Annotated in this window: 12 protein-coding genes; 9 read left to right on the top strand and 3 right to left on the bottom strand. The window is 65.8% G+C overall.

What is annotated here, in order from left to right:
• Positions 1-145: 145 nt before the first annotated feature.
• From K7711_RS01365 to K7711_RS01340, 6 genes are all read left to right on the top strand, one after another.
• Positions 146-2,608, top strand: coding sequence for an MFS transporter (locus K7711_RS01365; protein ID WP_222964134.1), 2,463 nt, complete (start codon positions 146-148; stop codon positions 2,606-2,608).
• Positions 2,609-2,667: 59 nt separating this feature from the next.
• Positions 2,668-3,144: a MarR family winged helix-turn-helix transcriptional regulator gene (locus K7711_RS01360; protein WP_222964132.1), complete on the top strand. Its 477-nt coding sequence runs from the start codon at positions 2,668-2,670 to the stop codon at positions 3,142-3,144.
• A 62-nt stretch (positions 3,145-3,206) separates the two neighbouring features.
• The gene (locus K7711_RS01355; RefSeq protein ID WP_222964130.1) at positions 3,207-3,407 is read left to right on the top strand and encodes a hypothetical protein; all 201 of its coding nucleotides are present in this window, start codon (positions 3,207-3,209) and stop codon (positions 3,405-3,407) included.
• A gap of 184 nt (positions 3,408-3,591) precedes the next feature.
• A complete protein-coding gene (locus K7711_RS01350; RefSeq protein ID WP_222964128.1) occupies positions 3,592-5,310 on the top strand; it encodes a putative bifunctional diguanylate cyclase/phosphodiesterase in 1,719 nt (572 codons plus the stop codon).
• 855 nt (positions 5,311-6,165) lie between these two features.
• On the top strand, positions 6,166-7,920 hold the full coding sequence (ltrA, locus tag K7711_RS01345; RefSeq protein ID WP_222964126.1) for a group II intron reverse transcriptase/maturase: 1,755 nt from the start codon (positions 6,166-6,168) through the stop codon (positions 7,918-7,920).
• Positions 7,890-8,786, top strand: a complete 897-nt coding sequence (locus tag K7711_RS01340; RefSeq protein WP_308014392.1) for an SAM-dependent methyltransferase — start codon at positions 7,890-7,892, stop codon at positions 8,784-8,786. Before ltrA ends, K7711_RS01340 begins: the two co-directional genes overlap by 31 nt.
• 39 nt (positions 8,787-8,825) lie before the next feature.
• Here K7711_RS01340 and K7711_RS01335 read toward each other — a convergent pair whose 3' ends face one another.
• From K7711_RS01335 to K7711_RS01325, 3 genes are all read right to left on the bottom strand, one after another.
• On the bottom strand, positions 8,826-9,926 hold the full coding sequence (locus tag K7711_RS01335) for an FAD-dependent oxidoreductase (RefSeq protein ID WP_222964124.1): 1,101 nt from the start codon (positions 9,924-9,926) through the stop codon (positions 8,826-8,828).
• A gap of 53 nt (positions 9,927-9,979) precedes the next feature.
• Positions 9,980-10,585 (bottom strand): nitroreductase family protein, encoded by a 606-nt coding sequence (locus K7711_RS01330; RefSeq protein WP_222964122.1) that lies wholly within the window; start codon positions 10,583-10,585, stop codon positions 9,980-9,982.
• A 117-nt stretch (positions 10,586-10,702) separates the two neighbouring features.
• Positions 10,703-11,536, bottom strand: a complete 834-nt coding sequence (locus K7711_RS01325) for an LLM class F420-dependent oxidoreductase (RefSeq protein ID WP_222964120.1) — start codon at positions 11,534-11,536, stop codon at positions 10,703-10,705.
• Positions 11,537-11,787: 251 nt separating this feature from the next.
• Between K7711_RS01325 and K7711_RS01320 the strand changes: the two genes are divergently transcribed.
• The 3 genes from K7711_RS01320 (at position 11,788) to K7711_RS01310 (ending at position 15,557) form a co-directional block, all read left to right on the top strand.
• Positions 11,788-12,756, top strand: a complete 969-nt coding sequence (locus K7711_RS01320; RefSeq protein ID WP_222964118.1) for an AsnC family transcriptional regulator — start codon at positions 11,788-11,790, stop codon at positions 12,754-12,756.
• Positions 12,757-13,449: 693 nt separating this feature from the next.
• Positions 13,450-13,671 (top strand): hypothetical protein, encoded by a 222-nt coding sequence (locus tag K7711_RS01315; protein ID WP_222964116.1) that lies wholly within the window; start codon positions 13,450-13,452, stop codon positions 13,669-13,671.
• On the top strand, positions 13,668-15,557 hold the full coding sequence (locus tag K7711_RS01310) for a hypothetical protein (protein ID WP_222964114.1): 1,890 nt from the start codon (positions 13,668-13,670) through the stop codon (positions 15,555-15,557). Before K7711_RS01315 ends, K7711_RS01310 begins: the two co-directional genes overlap by 4 nt.
• Positions 15,558-15,561 lie beyond the last annotated feature (4 nt).

Here is a 15,561-nt window from a genome sequence, read left to right as displayed (position 1 = left end):
GCGCGGCGCCTCCGAGGCCGATCTCCCATGTGGTGGGATCCACGGGGAATAAAGTTGCTTTCGGCAACTAATTGGTAGATACTTGCCTAAGGCAACCAAGTGCAAGCATCGTCCCGCGGACTCTTCGGGCGCGAAAGGAAATTGGATGGCAACCGTAGCGTCGGCCGAGGCGCGGGTGACAGCACCTGATTCAGGTGTCCCGATGTCCCATCGGCAGATCATGGAAGCTCTGTCCGGGCTGTTGCTCGGCCTGTTCGTGACGATTCTGTCGTCCACCGTCGTATCGAACGCGCTGCCGACGATCATCGCTGATCTGCACGCGAGCCAGACCACCTACACCTGGGTGATCACCGGGACGCTGCTGTCGATGACGATCACGACTCCGATCTGGGGCAAGCTCGCCGACCTGGTGAGCAAGAAGTTGCTGATCCAGCTCGCCCTCGCGATCTTCGTCATCGGCTCGGCCATCGCAGGTCAGGCACACAATCCCGCGATGCTCATCACGGCCCGGGTCATTCAGGGCCTCGGCGCCGGCGGCCTGAGCGCCCTGGTGCAGGTGATCATGGCGGTGATGATCTCGCCACGCGAGCGCGGTCGCTACTCCGGCTACATGGGCGCGGTCTTCGCGCTGGCCACGGTCGGCGGGCCGCTCATCGGCGGTGTCATCGTCGACACCTCCTGGCTCGGCTGGCGGTGGTGCTTCTACGTTGGCGTGCCGTTCGCCGTCATCGCGCTGATCGTGCTGCAGAAGACCCTGAACCTCCCGGTGACCAAGCGGAAGGTCAAGATCGACTGGCTCGGCGCGACACTGGTTTCCGGCGCGGCCGCTCTGCTGTTGCTCTGGGTCTCGTTCGCCGGCAGCAAGTACGACTGGCTGTCGTGGCAGACCGCGGCGATGCTCGGCGGCGCGATCGTGCTGGCGTTGCTGTTCATCGTGGCGGAGAACTTCGCGAGCGAGCCGATCGTGCCGCTGCATCTGTTCCGCATCCGCACCCTGTCCCTGTCCACGCTGGCCAGCCTGTTCGTCGGCGTCGCGATGTTCGGCGCGACGACCTTCCTGAGCCAGTACTTCCAGCTGGCCCGCGGCGACTCGCCGACGAAGGCCGGTCTCATGACGTTGCCGATGATCGGCGGTCTGGCCATCTCGTCGACGATCTCCGGGCGCATCGTCAGCACCACGGGGCGCTGGAAGAACATCCTGGTGCTCGGCGCCGGGGTGATGACCGTCGGGTACGGGCTGCTGAGCCTCGTGCGCTACGACACCGCCTACTGGCAGGTGGCGATCTACATGCTCTGCGTCGGGGCGGGCCTGGGCATGACCATGCAGAACCTGGTGCTGTGCGTGCAGAACCAGGTCCGGCCGCAGGAACTCGGCGTGGCCAGCTCGACCGTCTCCTTCTTCCGCTCGCTCGGCGGCGCGATCGGCGTCTCGGCGCTCGGCGCGTTGCTGGGCAGCCGAGTCACCCATTACATGACGGAGGGCCTCGCGCGCATCGGCGTACACACGCTCGGAAGCGGTGGCTCGGTGCCGAAGTTGTCCGCCCTGCCCGCCCCGATCCGCGCGGTCGTCCAGGACTCCTACGGGCACGCCGTCGGCAACGTCTTCATGTACGCCGCGCCGTGCGTACTGATCGCGGTGATCGTGATCCTGTTCATCAAGGAGGTGCCGCTGCGCACGTCCAACAGCCAGGAGCCGCCGACCGGCGTGGTCGCTGCCGCTCCCGTGCCGGACGCCTCGGCGCACGGGCGGCACGCCATGCGCCCGGCGCATGCCTCCACCGCCGCGCTGTCCAACGGCCGGGGCACCGCTGCCATGTCGGCGTATGCCTCCGGCCCGACGCGAGAGTCGCAGGGCGGCGGCACGATTCGCGGTTACGTCCGCAACGGCGGTGCGCCGGTGCCCCGTGCCGTGCTCACGCTGATCGACGTCGGTGGGCGGCAGATCGGCCGCGCGGTCACCGGTGACGACGGAGGGTACGTCCTGTCTGCTCCCGGTACCGGCAGCTTCGTGCTGATCGCCGCGGCGGGTGATCACGACCCGCAGGCCGCGACCCTGATGGTCGGCGACCAGCCGGTCGACTTCGACGTGACGCTCCTGGGTTCCGGCGGTCTCGTCGGAGTCGTCCGCGGCGTGGACGGCGCACCCGTCGAAGACGCGACGGTCGTCGTGACCGACCCACGCGGTGAGGTCGTTGCCGCCGGCACGACCGACGCCGAGGGCGGCTTCCTCGTCTCGGCGGTGACCGCCGGCGTCTACACACTCGCGGTCAGTGCCACCACCTACCGGCCGGCCGCCATGCTGGTCGAGGTCGGCAGCGGGCGGACCCACCAGGAAGTCGAACTGCTGCCCGGTATGCGGGTCCACGGGACGATCCGAGCCGAGGGCCGCGGCCCCGTCCCCGACGCACGCGTCAGGCTGCTCGACGCGGCCGGGAACGTGGTCGATGTGCGGACCACCGGCCCCGACGGAGAGTACGACTTCACCGGCCTGCGAGGTGGTCGATACACCGTCACGGCCACCGGCTACCCCGTGGTCGCGAGTGGGGTCGACCTGACCGGCGACGGCGACGACTCGCACGACCTGTGGCTCGGCCACCCCGCCGAATGACACAGATCCGCCGGACCGCCGATCGTGGCGGTCCTGCGTAGACCGATAGGTTGCCGGGTATGAGGGCACACGAAGGAACGACCGCCCCCGAACACGAGGCGTATCGAGCGGTCGAGCATGAGCTCGGCGTCCTGTTCCGCCGTGCGCGGGCGATGTCCGCCGAGGTGGCGCGCGCGGTGCACCCGGAGCTCGAGCCCGCCGCGTACGGACTGCTCATCGGCATCTACGACCATGCCCGTTCGCGCCCCAGCGATCTGGCCGATTACTTCGGCGTCGGCAAGGCCACCATCAGCCGCCAGGTGAAGGTGCTCGAACAGCTCGGGCTGATCGAGCGCCGGCCCGACCCCGACGACGGTCGCGCCCACCTGCTGGTCCTCACCGATGAGGGCCGCCGGCGGGTGGAAACCGCCCGCACCGCCCGCCAGCAACGTTTCCACGCGATGCTCGCCACCTGGCCGGCGGAGGACGTACGCGTGCTGGGCAGGATGCTCGCCCGGTTCAACGACCTCGCCGAGAGCAAGGCGGAGCGCCTCTGAGGATGGCCGACTACCGTGTGCGCGCGGCCCCGTCGGCAGGCCATCAGCGATAGCCTGGTGGTATGGCCTTCGTGGTATATCTCGCAGATTCGACCGTTGTGAACTACGGAGTCGGCTACAGCTACACGTTCGGGCCGAGTGGGGTTCTCGCGGTCAGCGCTGCCGGGGTCACCCGGTTCTACGCGCCTGGATATTGGACCCAGGTCGACGAATACAGCGCCGCCGAGCCGCCGAGCCGATACGCGAGCGAACCGCAACGTTGACCTCGGCGGCGTTGCGCATCGGGTGGCTGGTCGCCGTCGAGCCGCGACGACGAGTTCGGGTGCTCGGCCAGGGCTCCGACCTGGGTAATCCGATGGCTAGTCTGGAGAGATGCGAGGAGTTGGAACCCGCGGAGGTTCCCGCACTCGGGCGCGGGCAGCATCGGCGGTAGCAACGGCGAGCCTCATGTCCTGGACTACAGGGGCTTTCTTCTTCGTCGGCGGACTGCTCGCTGCCACGGTCACCGCACTGACCGGCGACGGGGTGGGGAATCGCGCCATCGTGTTCGGGGTGGCGCTGATCGCGGTTCTCACCGGCATCCTGCTGTATCTGATGGGTGAGCGCATGCCGGTGCGCGCGCACCCGATCCTGGTCTCCCTCGGGACCGTGCTGATCACCGTCGCCATTCATTGGCTCCCCGGCAACACCGCCGCGGTCACGTTGTCCTCGTTGTACGTCTTCGTCGCCTGCGACGCCGCGTTCTTCTTCAGCACGCACGTCACCGGTCTGGAGATCGCGTTCGCCGCGGTGTGCTGCATGGTGGTGACGGGCACTCGCGAGCACCTGCACTGGTGGATCGGGGTGATCCCGGCCGGAGTGACCGTGGTGGTCGGCGTGGTGGTCGCGATTCTGGCCCGGATGGCCGCGGAAGCCGATATCGATCTGCTCACCGGCCTGCTCAACCGGCGCGGCTTCGATCGGTTGCTGAACGCCGAGATCGCCAAGGCCGGCCGGTTCGACCAGCGCCCCGCACTGGTGCTGGCCGACCTGGACCGCCTCCAGACGATCAACGCCCACCTCGACCAGCCCACCGGCGATGCGGTGCTGCAGCAGGTCGCCGACACCTGGGGCGACCTGCTGGAGCCGGAACAGACGCTGGCCCGGCTCGGCGGCGACGTGTTCGCCGTGCTGCTCCCGGACACGACCGAACCGAGCGCGGTCGGGCTCACCGACCGCATGCGCGCGGCGATAACCGCCGACTGCTCCGCGGGCGTCACCTCGTGGCAACCGGGCGAACCGGCGTCGATGCTGGTCAGTAGGGCCGATGTGGGCCGGTATCGGGCCAAGCAGGCCGGTCGCAACCTGACCAGGCTGGAATCCGGGCAGCGCATCGCCCTGGCCGAGGAACTGCGCCGGGCCATCGCGGAAGACAAGCTGGAAGTCCGGTACCAGCCGATCGTCAGCCTGCCTTTCGGCGGCAAGCTGGTCGGCGTGGAGGCGCTGCTGCGCTGGTCCTCGGCCACCGAGCCCGGCCTCGGCCCGAACGGGGCGATCCGCGCCGCGGAGGAGTACAACCTGATCGCCGACCTGGACCGGCTGGTGCTGCGCCGGGCCTGCGTGGATGCCGCCAGGATGCAGCGAATCGTCACCGATCTCGATCTCACGCTGAACGTCAATGTCAGCGGTTTGGAACTGGCCGACAGCGATTACGCCAATCGGGTGCGGAGCACTCTGCGCGGCACCGGCTGGCACGCCGGGCAACTCGTGCTCGAGGTCACCGAGACGCAGTTGGAAGCCGAGTCACCGAACGCGATCGACAACCTGAACGCCTTGCGGGACACCGGCGTCCGCATCGCCATCGACGACTTCGGCACCGGTTACTCGTCGTTGAGCAGGCTGGCGGCCATCCCATCGGACATCCTCAAGGTGGACCGGTCCTTCGTCGCGGCGATCACCGCGGACTCACCCGCGCCGCCGTTGCTCGGGGTGATCAAGGCGCTCAGCAACGCACTCGACATGGAGGTCATCGCCGAAGGGGTGGAGAACGCGCACCAAGCCGCAGTGCTCGCCGACCTCGGCTTCTCGCTGGCGCAGGGCTACCACTACAGCGTCCCCCGGACCGCGCAGGCGATTCTCGACGAACTCACCGAGCAGCGCGGCGTGGCCGCGCACAACGAGCGTTGATCGACGGGCCAATCGGCGGGGAGGCAAGATCCGCTCGGCGTCAAGGCATTTCGTGTGCCGCCGACTCGACACACGCGTGCTCGGTGCGGTATCAGTGATGGTGAATTGTTCTGTTGTGCTCGTGAGGAGGACCCATCTGTGACCGACAGCCCCTCGCTGGACCTGCGGACGGACCTACCGCACAGCGCCCGCATGTACGACTACTGTGCGACACGAGGTCACTCATCTCGAGCGGGTCAGCGTATGGAGTACCAGCGATTATGTCGCTGTCGCTGATCCCAGGCCAGTGTCCGATGGCCTGTCCCCGCTCTGACGTGCGTCGTTGGCAACGGCGGGGTGCGAAGCTCAGAGGATAAAGCCCAAGGGAGCCTGTTCCACCCGGGCTCTACAGGTCGGGGAAGACCGGACGGGTGAATGTGAATGAATCCTTGTTGACTCCTCGTGATACATGTCCTTGGACGGTGGGAAGTGTCGCCGAGGTATAGGGGCCGGTCGTTGAAAGGCGACAGGCGACGGTCGGGTGAGTATCTCCGGCTGTGAGGACACCGCCGCCCCCGGGGGAAAGAGGGCACCCTACCCGGTCGTAACTCGAGTGTGTGGAACGTGGAAACCCTGTCGGGGTCCTCGAATACGAGGTAGGCCGACCGCAAGGAAAGCTGAATTCCCCGGCAGGACAGGACGGTTCAAGAAGCAAACGCCGGCGGCCGAAAGGCAGCAGGAAAGCGGCAACTATATGATCGCTCCGATCAGGTTGCACGTATAACTGGCCGGATACAGGTAATTGCCTGGCCCGAAAGGGAGCTGACGTGAACCGGGTGAGCCATTGAAGGCGAATTGATAAGGACACCCGAACCAATGGACAAGTTGGACGCCGGAACAACGCAGGCGGTCGTTGATGACGTGTGCGAAGAGCCGGTGAACGGACCGGAGGGCTTGTACTGGGATTCCGTCCGATGGCGGGAAGCCGAGGAACAGGTACGGCGTTTGAGGCAACGGATCTTCAAGGCATCGCAGGAAAAGGACCTGAAACGGGTCCGTAATTTGCAGAAGTTGATGCTCCGGAATCGGGCGAACGCACTGGTCAGTATGCGTCGGGTGACGGAACTCAACGCCGGACGCGCCACACCGGGTGTGGATGGTCGGGTAGTGCTGACCAGCCAGGGTAAGTCAAGGCTGGTGCATATGGTGCAGCAGTCGGCCCCGCCCCGAGCATGGCCGGTCAGGCGCGTGTACATCCCGAAGGCGAACGGGAAGCGGCGACCGCTCGGCATTCCGGTGATCGTGGACAGGGCATTTCAAGCCAAGACCGCGAACGCTTTGGAACCCGAGTGGGAGGCCCGGTTCGAGCCGCGCTCTTACGGCTTCCGGCCGGGGCGTTCGTGTCATGATGCGATCGAGGCCATCTTCAATACGCTGAGTGGCCGCCAGGTCAAACGGCAGTGGATTCTCGACGCAGATTTGAGAGCGGCATTCGACCAGATCGATCACGAATTCCTGGTTGGACTACTTGGATCATTTCCTGCGGTGGGGATGATCCGAGAATGGCTCAGAGCCGGGGTGATGGAAAACGGCGAGTGGGCACCGTCCGAGGCGGGAACTCCGCAAGGGGGTGTCATTAGTCCGTTGCTGCTGAACGTAGCGCTACACGGAATGGAAGAAGCCGCGGGCGTCAGACAAACCAAAGCGGCCGGTAGGGCGTTGACATCAGCGCCTGGCAGTCCGGTGCTTGTTCGTTACGCTGACGATTACGTGGCAATGTGTCATAGCCGCGAAGAGGCAGAGCAAGTCAAGGAGAAATTGGCGAGGTGGCTGGAGCCCCGAGGGCTTGCCTTCAATGAGGGAAAGACCCGAATCGTGCACGTCGGCGACGGGTTCGATTTTCTCGGGTTCACGGTCCGCCGCTATCGCCAGAAGCTCCTGATCACGCCGAGCAAGGACGCGGTGAAGCGGATTCGGCGGCGGCTGTCCATTGAGGTATCGGCCCTGAACGGGGCAAATGCCGAAGCGGTGATCGGGAAGCTCAATCCGATCATCCGAGGATGGGCCGCTTACTATCGCGCAGCGGTATCCAGCAGGGCCTACCGGGTGGCGGATCATCACGTGTGGCTATTGTTGTTCAAATGGGCTAAACGTGCACATCCGACAAAACCGAAGCGGTGGATTATTGATCGTTACTTCGGCAAGTTCCACCCGGAAAGGCAAGACAGGTGGGTGTTCGGTGACCGTCGCACCGGGGCCTACCTGGGCAAGTTCGCCTGGACTCGCATCGTCCGTCATGTCTCGGTCAAAGGCGGTGCATCCCCGGATGATCCGTCGCTGGCCCAGTACTGGGCAGACCGACGCCGCAAGAAGAGCAAGAATTTCCCGCTGACCAAATCCACCCTCCGTCTGCTCACCATGCAGAAAGGGCGGTGCACGTTGTGTGGTGACTTCCTGCTCCACGCCGATCACGAACCAAACAGCCCCCAGCAGTGGGAGCAATGGCTCGCGACTACCCGAAAGGCGCTGCAAATGCAGTTCATCCGACGGGACGGCACTTCGGCAAACGGACACGGCAGGAGCCGCTTGACACATTCCCGGTGTCACCGCAATGCGGGAAATCCGCAGTGAACCACCGGACCGGCGTACATTTGCGAGACCTGCGAAGCCCTCGAGGCTTGCTTGAGCCGTGTGCGGGGACAACTCGCACGCACGGTTCTGAGGGGAGGACGGCGCGGCAACGCGCCGTCCTTACCCGACTCCTCGGCGGGAAGGACAACTATGCCGCCGACCGAGAAGCTGCCGAGCAGGTCAAACAGCAATGGCCCACCGTGGTGGTCGCAACGCGGGTCAACCGCGAGTTCATGCGTCGCGCCACGCGGTTCCTCGCACGCCAGGGGGTCCGGCAATTTCTCGATATCGGGACCGGTATCCCGACGCGGCCGAATCTGCACGAGATCGCGCAGCAGGTCGATCCCACCGCCCGGGTGGTCTATGTCGACAACGACCCGATCGTGCTGACTCACGCCAGAGCGCTGCTGGTCAGCACGGCCCAGGGGCGTACCGACTATATCCAGGCCGATGCCCGATCGCCGCAGTCGATCCTCGACTCACCCCAGCTGGGCGAGGTGCTCGATCTGTCCCAGCCGGTCGCGTTGAGTCTGATCGCGCTGCTGCATTTCATCCCCGACGACCAAAACCCGCACGAGATCATCGCCACCCTGGCCGACGCATTGGCGCCGGGGTCCTATCTGGTGCTCTCGCATGTGAGCAGTGATTTCGACCCGCCCGCGATCCGTGAACTCACGCGTATCTACAACGAACAGGGCGTGCCGCTGCAGGCGCGCAGCCGCGAGGAGTTCCATCAGCTGTTCCAGGGCCGCGAACTGCTCGAGCCCGGCGTCGTGTCGGCGCACCGTTGGAAGCCCGACGACATCGAGCCGCCCGCGAGCCTGGACGCCCAGGCGTCGTTGTACGCGGCGGTCGCCCGCATCTAGCGCGGCGCTATCGGTGCTTTCCTGCACCCAGGCACCTCGTCATTGCCGCTCGACCGGGTGGGTTCGGCTGTGGTGCAGCCAGTTCAGGTATTCGGAGAATCGTTCCACGTAGGCCGACGGTGTCGGCGCCGCGGCCATGGCGTCCGCGTACCGCCGTACGTGCTGGTAACGGTCGAGCCGGTTGTCCTGGTACGCGGCCAATGCGGGTGCGATGTCGGCGCGGACGAGGCAGTCACCGAGGACGCGCGCGTCCTCGATACCCAGCGAGGCCCCGGACCCGATGTGCGGGGACATGGCGTGCGCCGCGTCTCCGGCGAGCACCACCCGGGCGCCGGTCCAGCGAGAAATGGCGGGTACCACGGCGACCCGGCTGTGCAGGACCGAGTCCTCCGGGGTGGCCAGGACGGCCTCGCGCAGCGCGAACGGCCAGGTCCCGTCGTGCAGGTTCGATACCCTCGCGAGCGCTTCTTCCTTGCTGTTCGTCGCGGTACCGATGGTGGCGCCGAATTGGGCGATCACCCAGCAACAAGAACCGTCGGCGAGGCGCACGAGCGTCCCTCGGGTGCGGTTGCGCCCGAGCACGGGACAGTCGTCGCCGATCTCGCCGTCGAAGGGCAGTACCGCTCGCCACACATGGTGCCCTCCCTGGTGATGGCTCTCGGTGCCCGGGGCGAGAATCGCACGCACTCGCGAATTCAGGCCGTCGGCGCCGACGAGCAGGTCCGCGCGTTCGTGGTCGCCATCGGCGTAGTGCACGGTGACCCCATCACGGTCTTCGACGTAATCGACGAGTTCCTTGCCGGATCGCAGGGCGTCCGCACCGACAGCGGAGGCGAGCAACGCGCTGAGCCTGGGTCGATACACCGTCCGGACCGGTGGCATGTCGGTCGTGGCGAGTTCGGCGCCGGAGAAATCGCGATAGCGTACGAAACTTCGTTCCGCTTCGATCTCGGCCAGTCGCGCGCCGAGCCCGAGTCGTTCGAGTTCCCGGATCGTATGCGGCCACACCCCGAGAACGGCGCCGGTCTCCCTGATCCGCGGCGCCCTCTCCCGGACCGCGACCTCGAAACCGGCCTGGCGCAAGGAAAGTGCGGTGCTCAGCCCGACGATTCCCGCGCCGGCGATGATCACCCGGCCCATCTCGGTCCTCCTACCGGAAAATGCCGAACGAGTGATGGTGGTGCGCAGCACGTTCACCAGGTATCGAAGTGCATTACGTCCGCGATCGGCTTGCGTTTCACCGGACGGAACGGACGCGCAGGCCACCCCACCGCCATGGTCACACCGATGATCTTGTGATCCGGCACGTCGAGCACTTGCCGGACGCCCCTGCTGTTGAGGTTGTGTATGCCGGTCGGGGCGACTCCCAAGCCCAGCGCCCGGCCGGCTACGAGCATGTTCTGCGACGCTCCGTAAATTGCGGCGTATTGGTAGCGGTCCTCTCTCGGATCGCCGGGAACATACGAGGATCCGCAGACGAAGATCAGAACCGGAGCCTCTCGGAGAGTGGCCAACAGGTGAGACCCACCCTCTCCCATACGACGCTTCACCGGGTCGGCAGCACCTGCCATCCGCCGGCGGACGGCGTCGAGTGACGAGAGGTCGGGAACGATGGTCTCGTGCAGACGCGCACGCTGTTCCGGTGACCTGACCACAATGAAGTCCCAGAGTTGAGAGTTCTCCGGACTCGACGCTCTGGTGCCGGCCCAGATCAGTTTCTCGATCAGCTCATCCGGTACCGGCTCGCCGGACAACCACCGCATGGTCATGGCCGACCCCATCGCCTCGAACACATCCATGCTCTGCCTCCACGATCTCGTTTTTCGAACTGGTCTGCGGTCACTTGGATTCGTCCACCCGGAAAGCCGGGGCACCCCAGCACATGAGGCGCCGATGTCTCCGCCGCGCGAGGGTGGCTAGTCGATCTCGGAGAGGGCGGAGGCGAGAGGCTCGAGTACCGCCGGGTCGAGCGGTGGCCGCAGCGGGATGATGGCCAGCCCCAGCCCTTCCTCACCCAGCGCGGCAGCCGATGCGGCGGTGGCTCCCACGTCGCCGTCGAATATCACGGGGCTCGACAGCAGAATCTCGCTCGGATCTCTACCCAGGTCCTCGCAATGGGCATGCAGGACATCCCTTTTGCGGGCGAATTCCTGTGGGGTCCCGCCGAGGAAGCTCCAATGCTGAGCGAAACGGGCCGCCGTGCGCAGGGTGCGCTTCTCGCCGTTACCCCCGATGCAGAGGGGCGGGTGGGGGCGCTGGACGCCTTTGGGTTCGTTGCGGGCGTCGGTGAGTTGGTAGTACTCGCCCCGGAAGGTGGTCGTCTCCTGGCTCATGAGGCTGGTGAGCACCTCACAGGCCTCCTCGAACCGGTCGCTGCGCTGCGCGGGCGTACCGAGCGCAATGCCGTACGCGGCCGATTCCTCTTCGTTCCACCCGGCTCCGATCCCCAGCTCCAGCCGACCCCCGGAAATGATGTCCAGGGCCGTCGCCATGTTGGCGAGGACGGCGGGATGTCGGTAGGGGATCCCGGTCACGAGGGTTCCGAATCGGAGCCGCTCGGTCGCCTGGGCCAGGGCGGTCGTGACCGTCCAGCCTTCCAGGCACGGCCCTCGGCTGTCGGAGAAGATGGGATAGAAGTGGTCGAAGGTCCATCCCGACTCGAACACCTCGATGTCGTCGGCCGCCTGCCAGACGGTGAGTATCTCGGCCCAGGTGGTGTTCTGAGGGGCTGTCCTGAATGCGAATCGCATGCCCTGCTGCGTCCTCTCTCCGGGTTCCTTCGTTGCTCACCGCGGATCGGCTGACCCATCGCGGGCACCGGGTGATGCGTCGAAGTCCGGCCAACTCACGCCCTTTGACGTTGTGGCCGTCAGGTCCGAATATCGACCCAATTGAGGACGAGATTCGGACTAGTATAAAGTACGTCCACCGAAACACGAAAGTCAATTGGTCGATATTCGGATTTCGGTTACGCTGTGGTGTCCGAGCCAAGGAGGTTCATGTGCGCGAACTCGACGCGCTGGATACGAAGATTTTCGGACTGCTGGCCGAGAACGGGCGCATGTCCAACCTCGAGGTCGCCGCCCAGGTCGGGGTGTCGGAGAAGACCGTACGTCAGCGGATCCGCCGATTGATCGAGCGCGACGGTATGCGGGTCGTCGCCACCATGGACCTCGAAACGCCTCCGTCGCGGCTCATCGTCCTGGTCCGGGTCGAGTCGGGCCAGCGGTTCGTCGTCGCCGATCGCCTGGCGTCGATGCCCCAGGTGGATGAGGTCCACCTGACCACCGGCGCCTACGAAATGATCGTCCTGGCGTCGTTCGAATCCGACAGCGACGCGCTCGAGTTCTACGTCCGCCACATCGAGCAGGGACCTGGAATCGCGCAGTCGGTCTCGACGCACGTCGTCGAGACGATCACCCGGAGCACTACCCGGCCGGACCACTTCGAGCAGTTCGACGAGCAGGCGTCGAGCGTCGGCAGCCTGTCCGAACTGCTCGACCTCGCCTGCGACGTGGCCACCGCGTCGCTGGGCGCCGACCGGGTCCACGTGGCCGCCGGGAACGTGTGGCCCGCCGATCCGGCGTCGTCCCCGTGGCCGTCCACGATGCGCTGGCGGGGTCTCTCTTCTCGCTACGTCGAGGAAATCCGCATCAAAGGTCAGGCCGAGGGGATCGTCCTACCCAACATCGTCAAACACAACCAACACGTCTTCGTGGCCGACGCCCGAACCGATCCGCTCTTCCGATCGGTGACCGACCTCGTTGCATCCGAAGGTTTCCACAGCTGGCTGGGCATGCCGGTGTGCAATGGCGACACCCGACGCGGCACCCTCTGCCTGTACTGGAACAACGTCATCACCTACCGGGAAGACCTGGTCCTGCGAGTTCAGGAGTTGGCCGACACCCTCGGCAAGCACCTTGCGCGCTACTCGTCCGAGTCATCGGATGCCTCGGACGCACCGGCCTGAGGTTCCCGGTCACCTCCCCATCACGTGGCGCACGGGTCATGATTCGGCTGCCGGTCTGCCCGGCCGAGTCGTGTCGGCGGGGTTCGGGTGAGCGGGTCCATCGTTGCAGCGATGGACCCGCTCGGTAACGGTCCGTCCGGGTCAAGGGAAAGTTCGGGCCGTCGGGGAGGGCGCACGGAACTCTCGCAGATCCGATGCGCCCGTCCCAGTTTCGTGGCCGCATCCGAGCGCCGTCCAGGGGGTTCCGGAACATGAGAAACGTTTCCGTTGGGACAGAAACGTTTCCGCGGGATGTGGAGGCGTTTCCGTAGAGCCGGAAAGCATTCCGGATCGGCCGGGAAGCGTTTCCGTGCCCGCGCCGACCGCCCGAGACCGTTCCGTGACCTGATCTGTGCCCGGATCTGCTTGTTACCGGACATTTTTCGGGCCTGTGGTGTCGGTCACGATGGAGGCAATACTCGGCCGCTGCCGCATGGAAATGATAGGCAACGACTGGAACGGCGGCTTCCCTTGGCTGGGGGTCGTCCGGGGTGGAACTGTTGTGGCACGCGCCACGGCCGTCGGGACCCGCACAGCCTGCTTGCAGGCGGTCGCTGTGGCTTTCGGGGATCGACGGGGTGGCGCGGAGTTGTCACTGGAAAGTCCGTCCGGGTCGAGAACGAGACGGCATTCGTCGCAAGGGGAGGTCGAACAATGGTCGACATACTGCAAGCACTGCATCCGCGGAAACTGTTCCCGCCGAGGGCGGTTCGGGTGCGGGTGGTCATCTTCGTGATCGTTCTGATCGGCGTGATCGTCCTGATCGCGTGCCACGTCGAACCGCAGGCCGCTGTGTGGGTGGTCGGCGCGGCCGGGGTGATCGCGGTCAGAACTGCGGCCGGACTGCTGGCCGCTACGCCGGAGCCGCAGCGGTGACCGCGCCACGCCCGCCACAAGTGCTGGAATTCAAGCAGCAGCTGAAGGAATTGGTCGATACGGCCAGAGGCAGTTCGAGCCAGGGGCGGCTGGCGGAGTTGGCGGCGGTCTCCGCCTCTGCTCTGTCCAAGGCGCTCGGAGACCACCCGCTGCCTACGTGGGAGGGCGTGGGCAAGGCGATCGTGTCGACATGCCTGCGGCGGCTCGACCCGTCCCTGGATCCCGCCGAACTTGCTGCAGCGCAGAATGATTGGGAAACGCGCTGGAAGGCCGCACACGACGCCCAGAGAAAGCCGGGCCCAGTGGACGAACCACCGGCAAATCCTCCCGAAGGCCCATCGGGCGGCCCGGTCCCTCCGGAACCTGCTGTGTGGCAGCGCAAGAAGCGCGTGCTGATCGCGGGCGGTGTCGTGGTGGTGCTGGCGGTGGCAGTTGGTGCGGTGGCTGTGGTCACCGATCGTATGAGCTCGCACGCATCGGAAGTGGTGGCTGCCGCGATGACGACTGCGCAGCAGGCCGAGGATTGTGTCACCAAGGGCATCATCGGTTCCGACGGTGTGTGCATCGATGCCGACCAGCTGCCCGCCGATATGCAGCCGGCTGTCGAAGCCATCATCGCCAACAACAAGGACGCCGCGACGGCGCCGGCCTTCAACAGCATCGGGGTGCCCGTACCGATGCCGCTGCTGTCCAGCGATTCGGGCGAACAGGGGCAGCTCAACGACGTACAGCTGCAGCAGCTGCTCGGTGGTGCCGCAACCGGCCAGGCACAGCACAACAAGAACGGGAGCGCATCGAAGGTTCAGCTGGCGCTGGGTGATGTCGGTGTGCAGCAGGCGCCGAAGGATTGGACGCAGCCGATCGGCCTGATGAAACTCATGGCGGAAAACCTGGCTGCCGGGCACGGCCGACTGCTCGCCACCACCACGCTCACCACCAGCGTGGTCGGTACCAACGACGCCGCCAAACAACTGTGGCAAGCGGACAGCATCACCGATCTGGGCCCCATCGCCAACGCCGACCTCGACATTCTCGACCCCCGGGTCGTGTCGATGATGCCCCGCACCACGAACCTCATCACGGCGCTGGACACCTGGATCGGCGACCACTACCCCTCGCACCCAGCGGTCGAGCTCCTGGACCAGGGTCTGATCGACGCCAACGATCTGTACGTCGAATCCTTGAAGAAAGACTTCGAGTCGGCGCCGCACATCGCCATCGGACCGCATGTGCAGACGTTCAACGGTGTGACCCAGGCGAAGCAGAGCACCTCGAACGGTGTTGCCTCCCAAGAGTTTCCCCACGAAGTCTGCACAGCGGACGTCCTGGCCTTCGCCGGTCGCGATGCCGACTTGAGGAACCTGATCGCATGGCTGACCACCTCCTGCGGGTCCCACGAACCATCGGTGATCCTCACTGTCGGCGCAGCGATGAGCAGCATCGACGACCAGGGGCAGACATTGCGGGGTGCGGGGATGTCGGTGATCTACGCCAGTTCGGCATACCCCTACCCGAACCACCCCTCACCGGACGACTCCAGCGCGAACACACCGCCGCCCGGGTGGACTGCTTACGCCGCCAACCTCAACGCCGTCTTCTACAACGTTCCCCCGCACACCGACACCACGATTCCCAGCGTCTACGGATGCCTGACCCGGGACGCCGTACTGTCCCTCACGCAAGCGATCCAGGCAGCCACCACCCCCACCGCGCCGCTCGATCCCCGAAGCGTTTCGAAGCAGTTGCCCCTCATCAACAGAACGCCTGAGAACAGCTTCCAACCATGCAGCGACTCCACCCCGGTCACCTTCACCAGCAACAGTGACGGCACCATCGCCCGCGAAAAACCGCCGACCCAGATAATCCTTCGAGGAGTCCCGCGGTGAGCTC

Origin of the sequence: Nocardia coffeae (assembly GCF_019890715.1) — a bacterium.
Taxonomy (GTDB): domain Bacteria; phylum Actinomycetota; class Actinomycetes; order Mycobacteriales; family Mycobacteriaceae; genus Nocardia; species Nocardia jiangxiensis.
The sequence above is the reverse complement of the archived record's forward strand: the minus strand, read 5'-3'. Positions and strand labels throughout refer to the sequence as shown.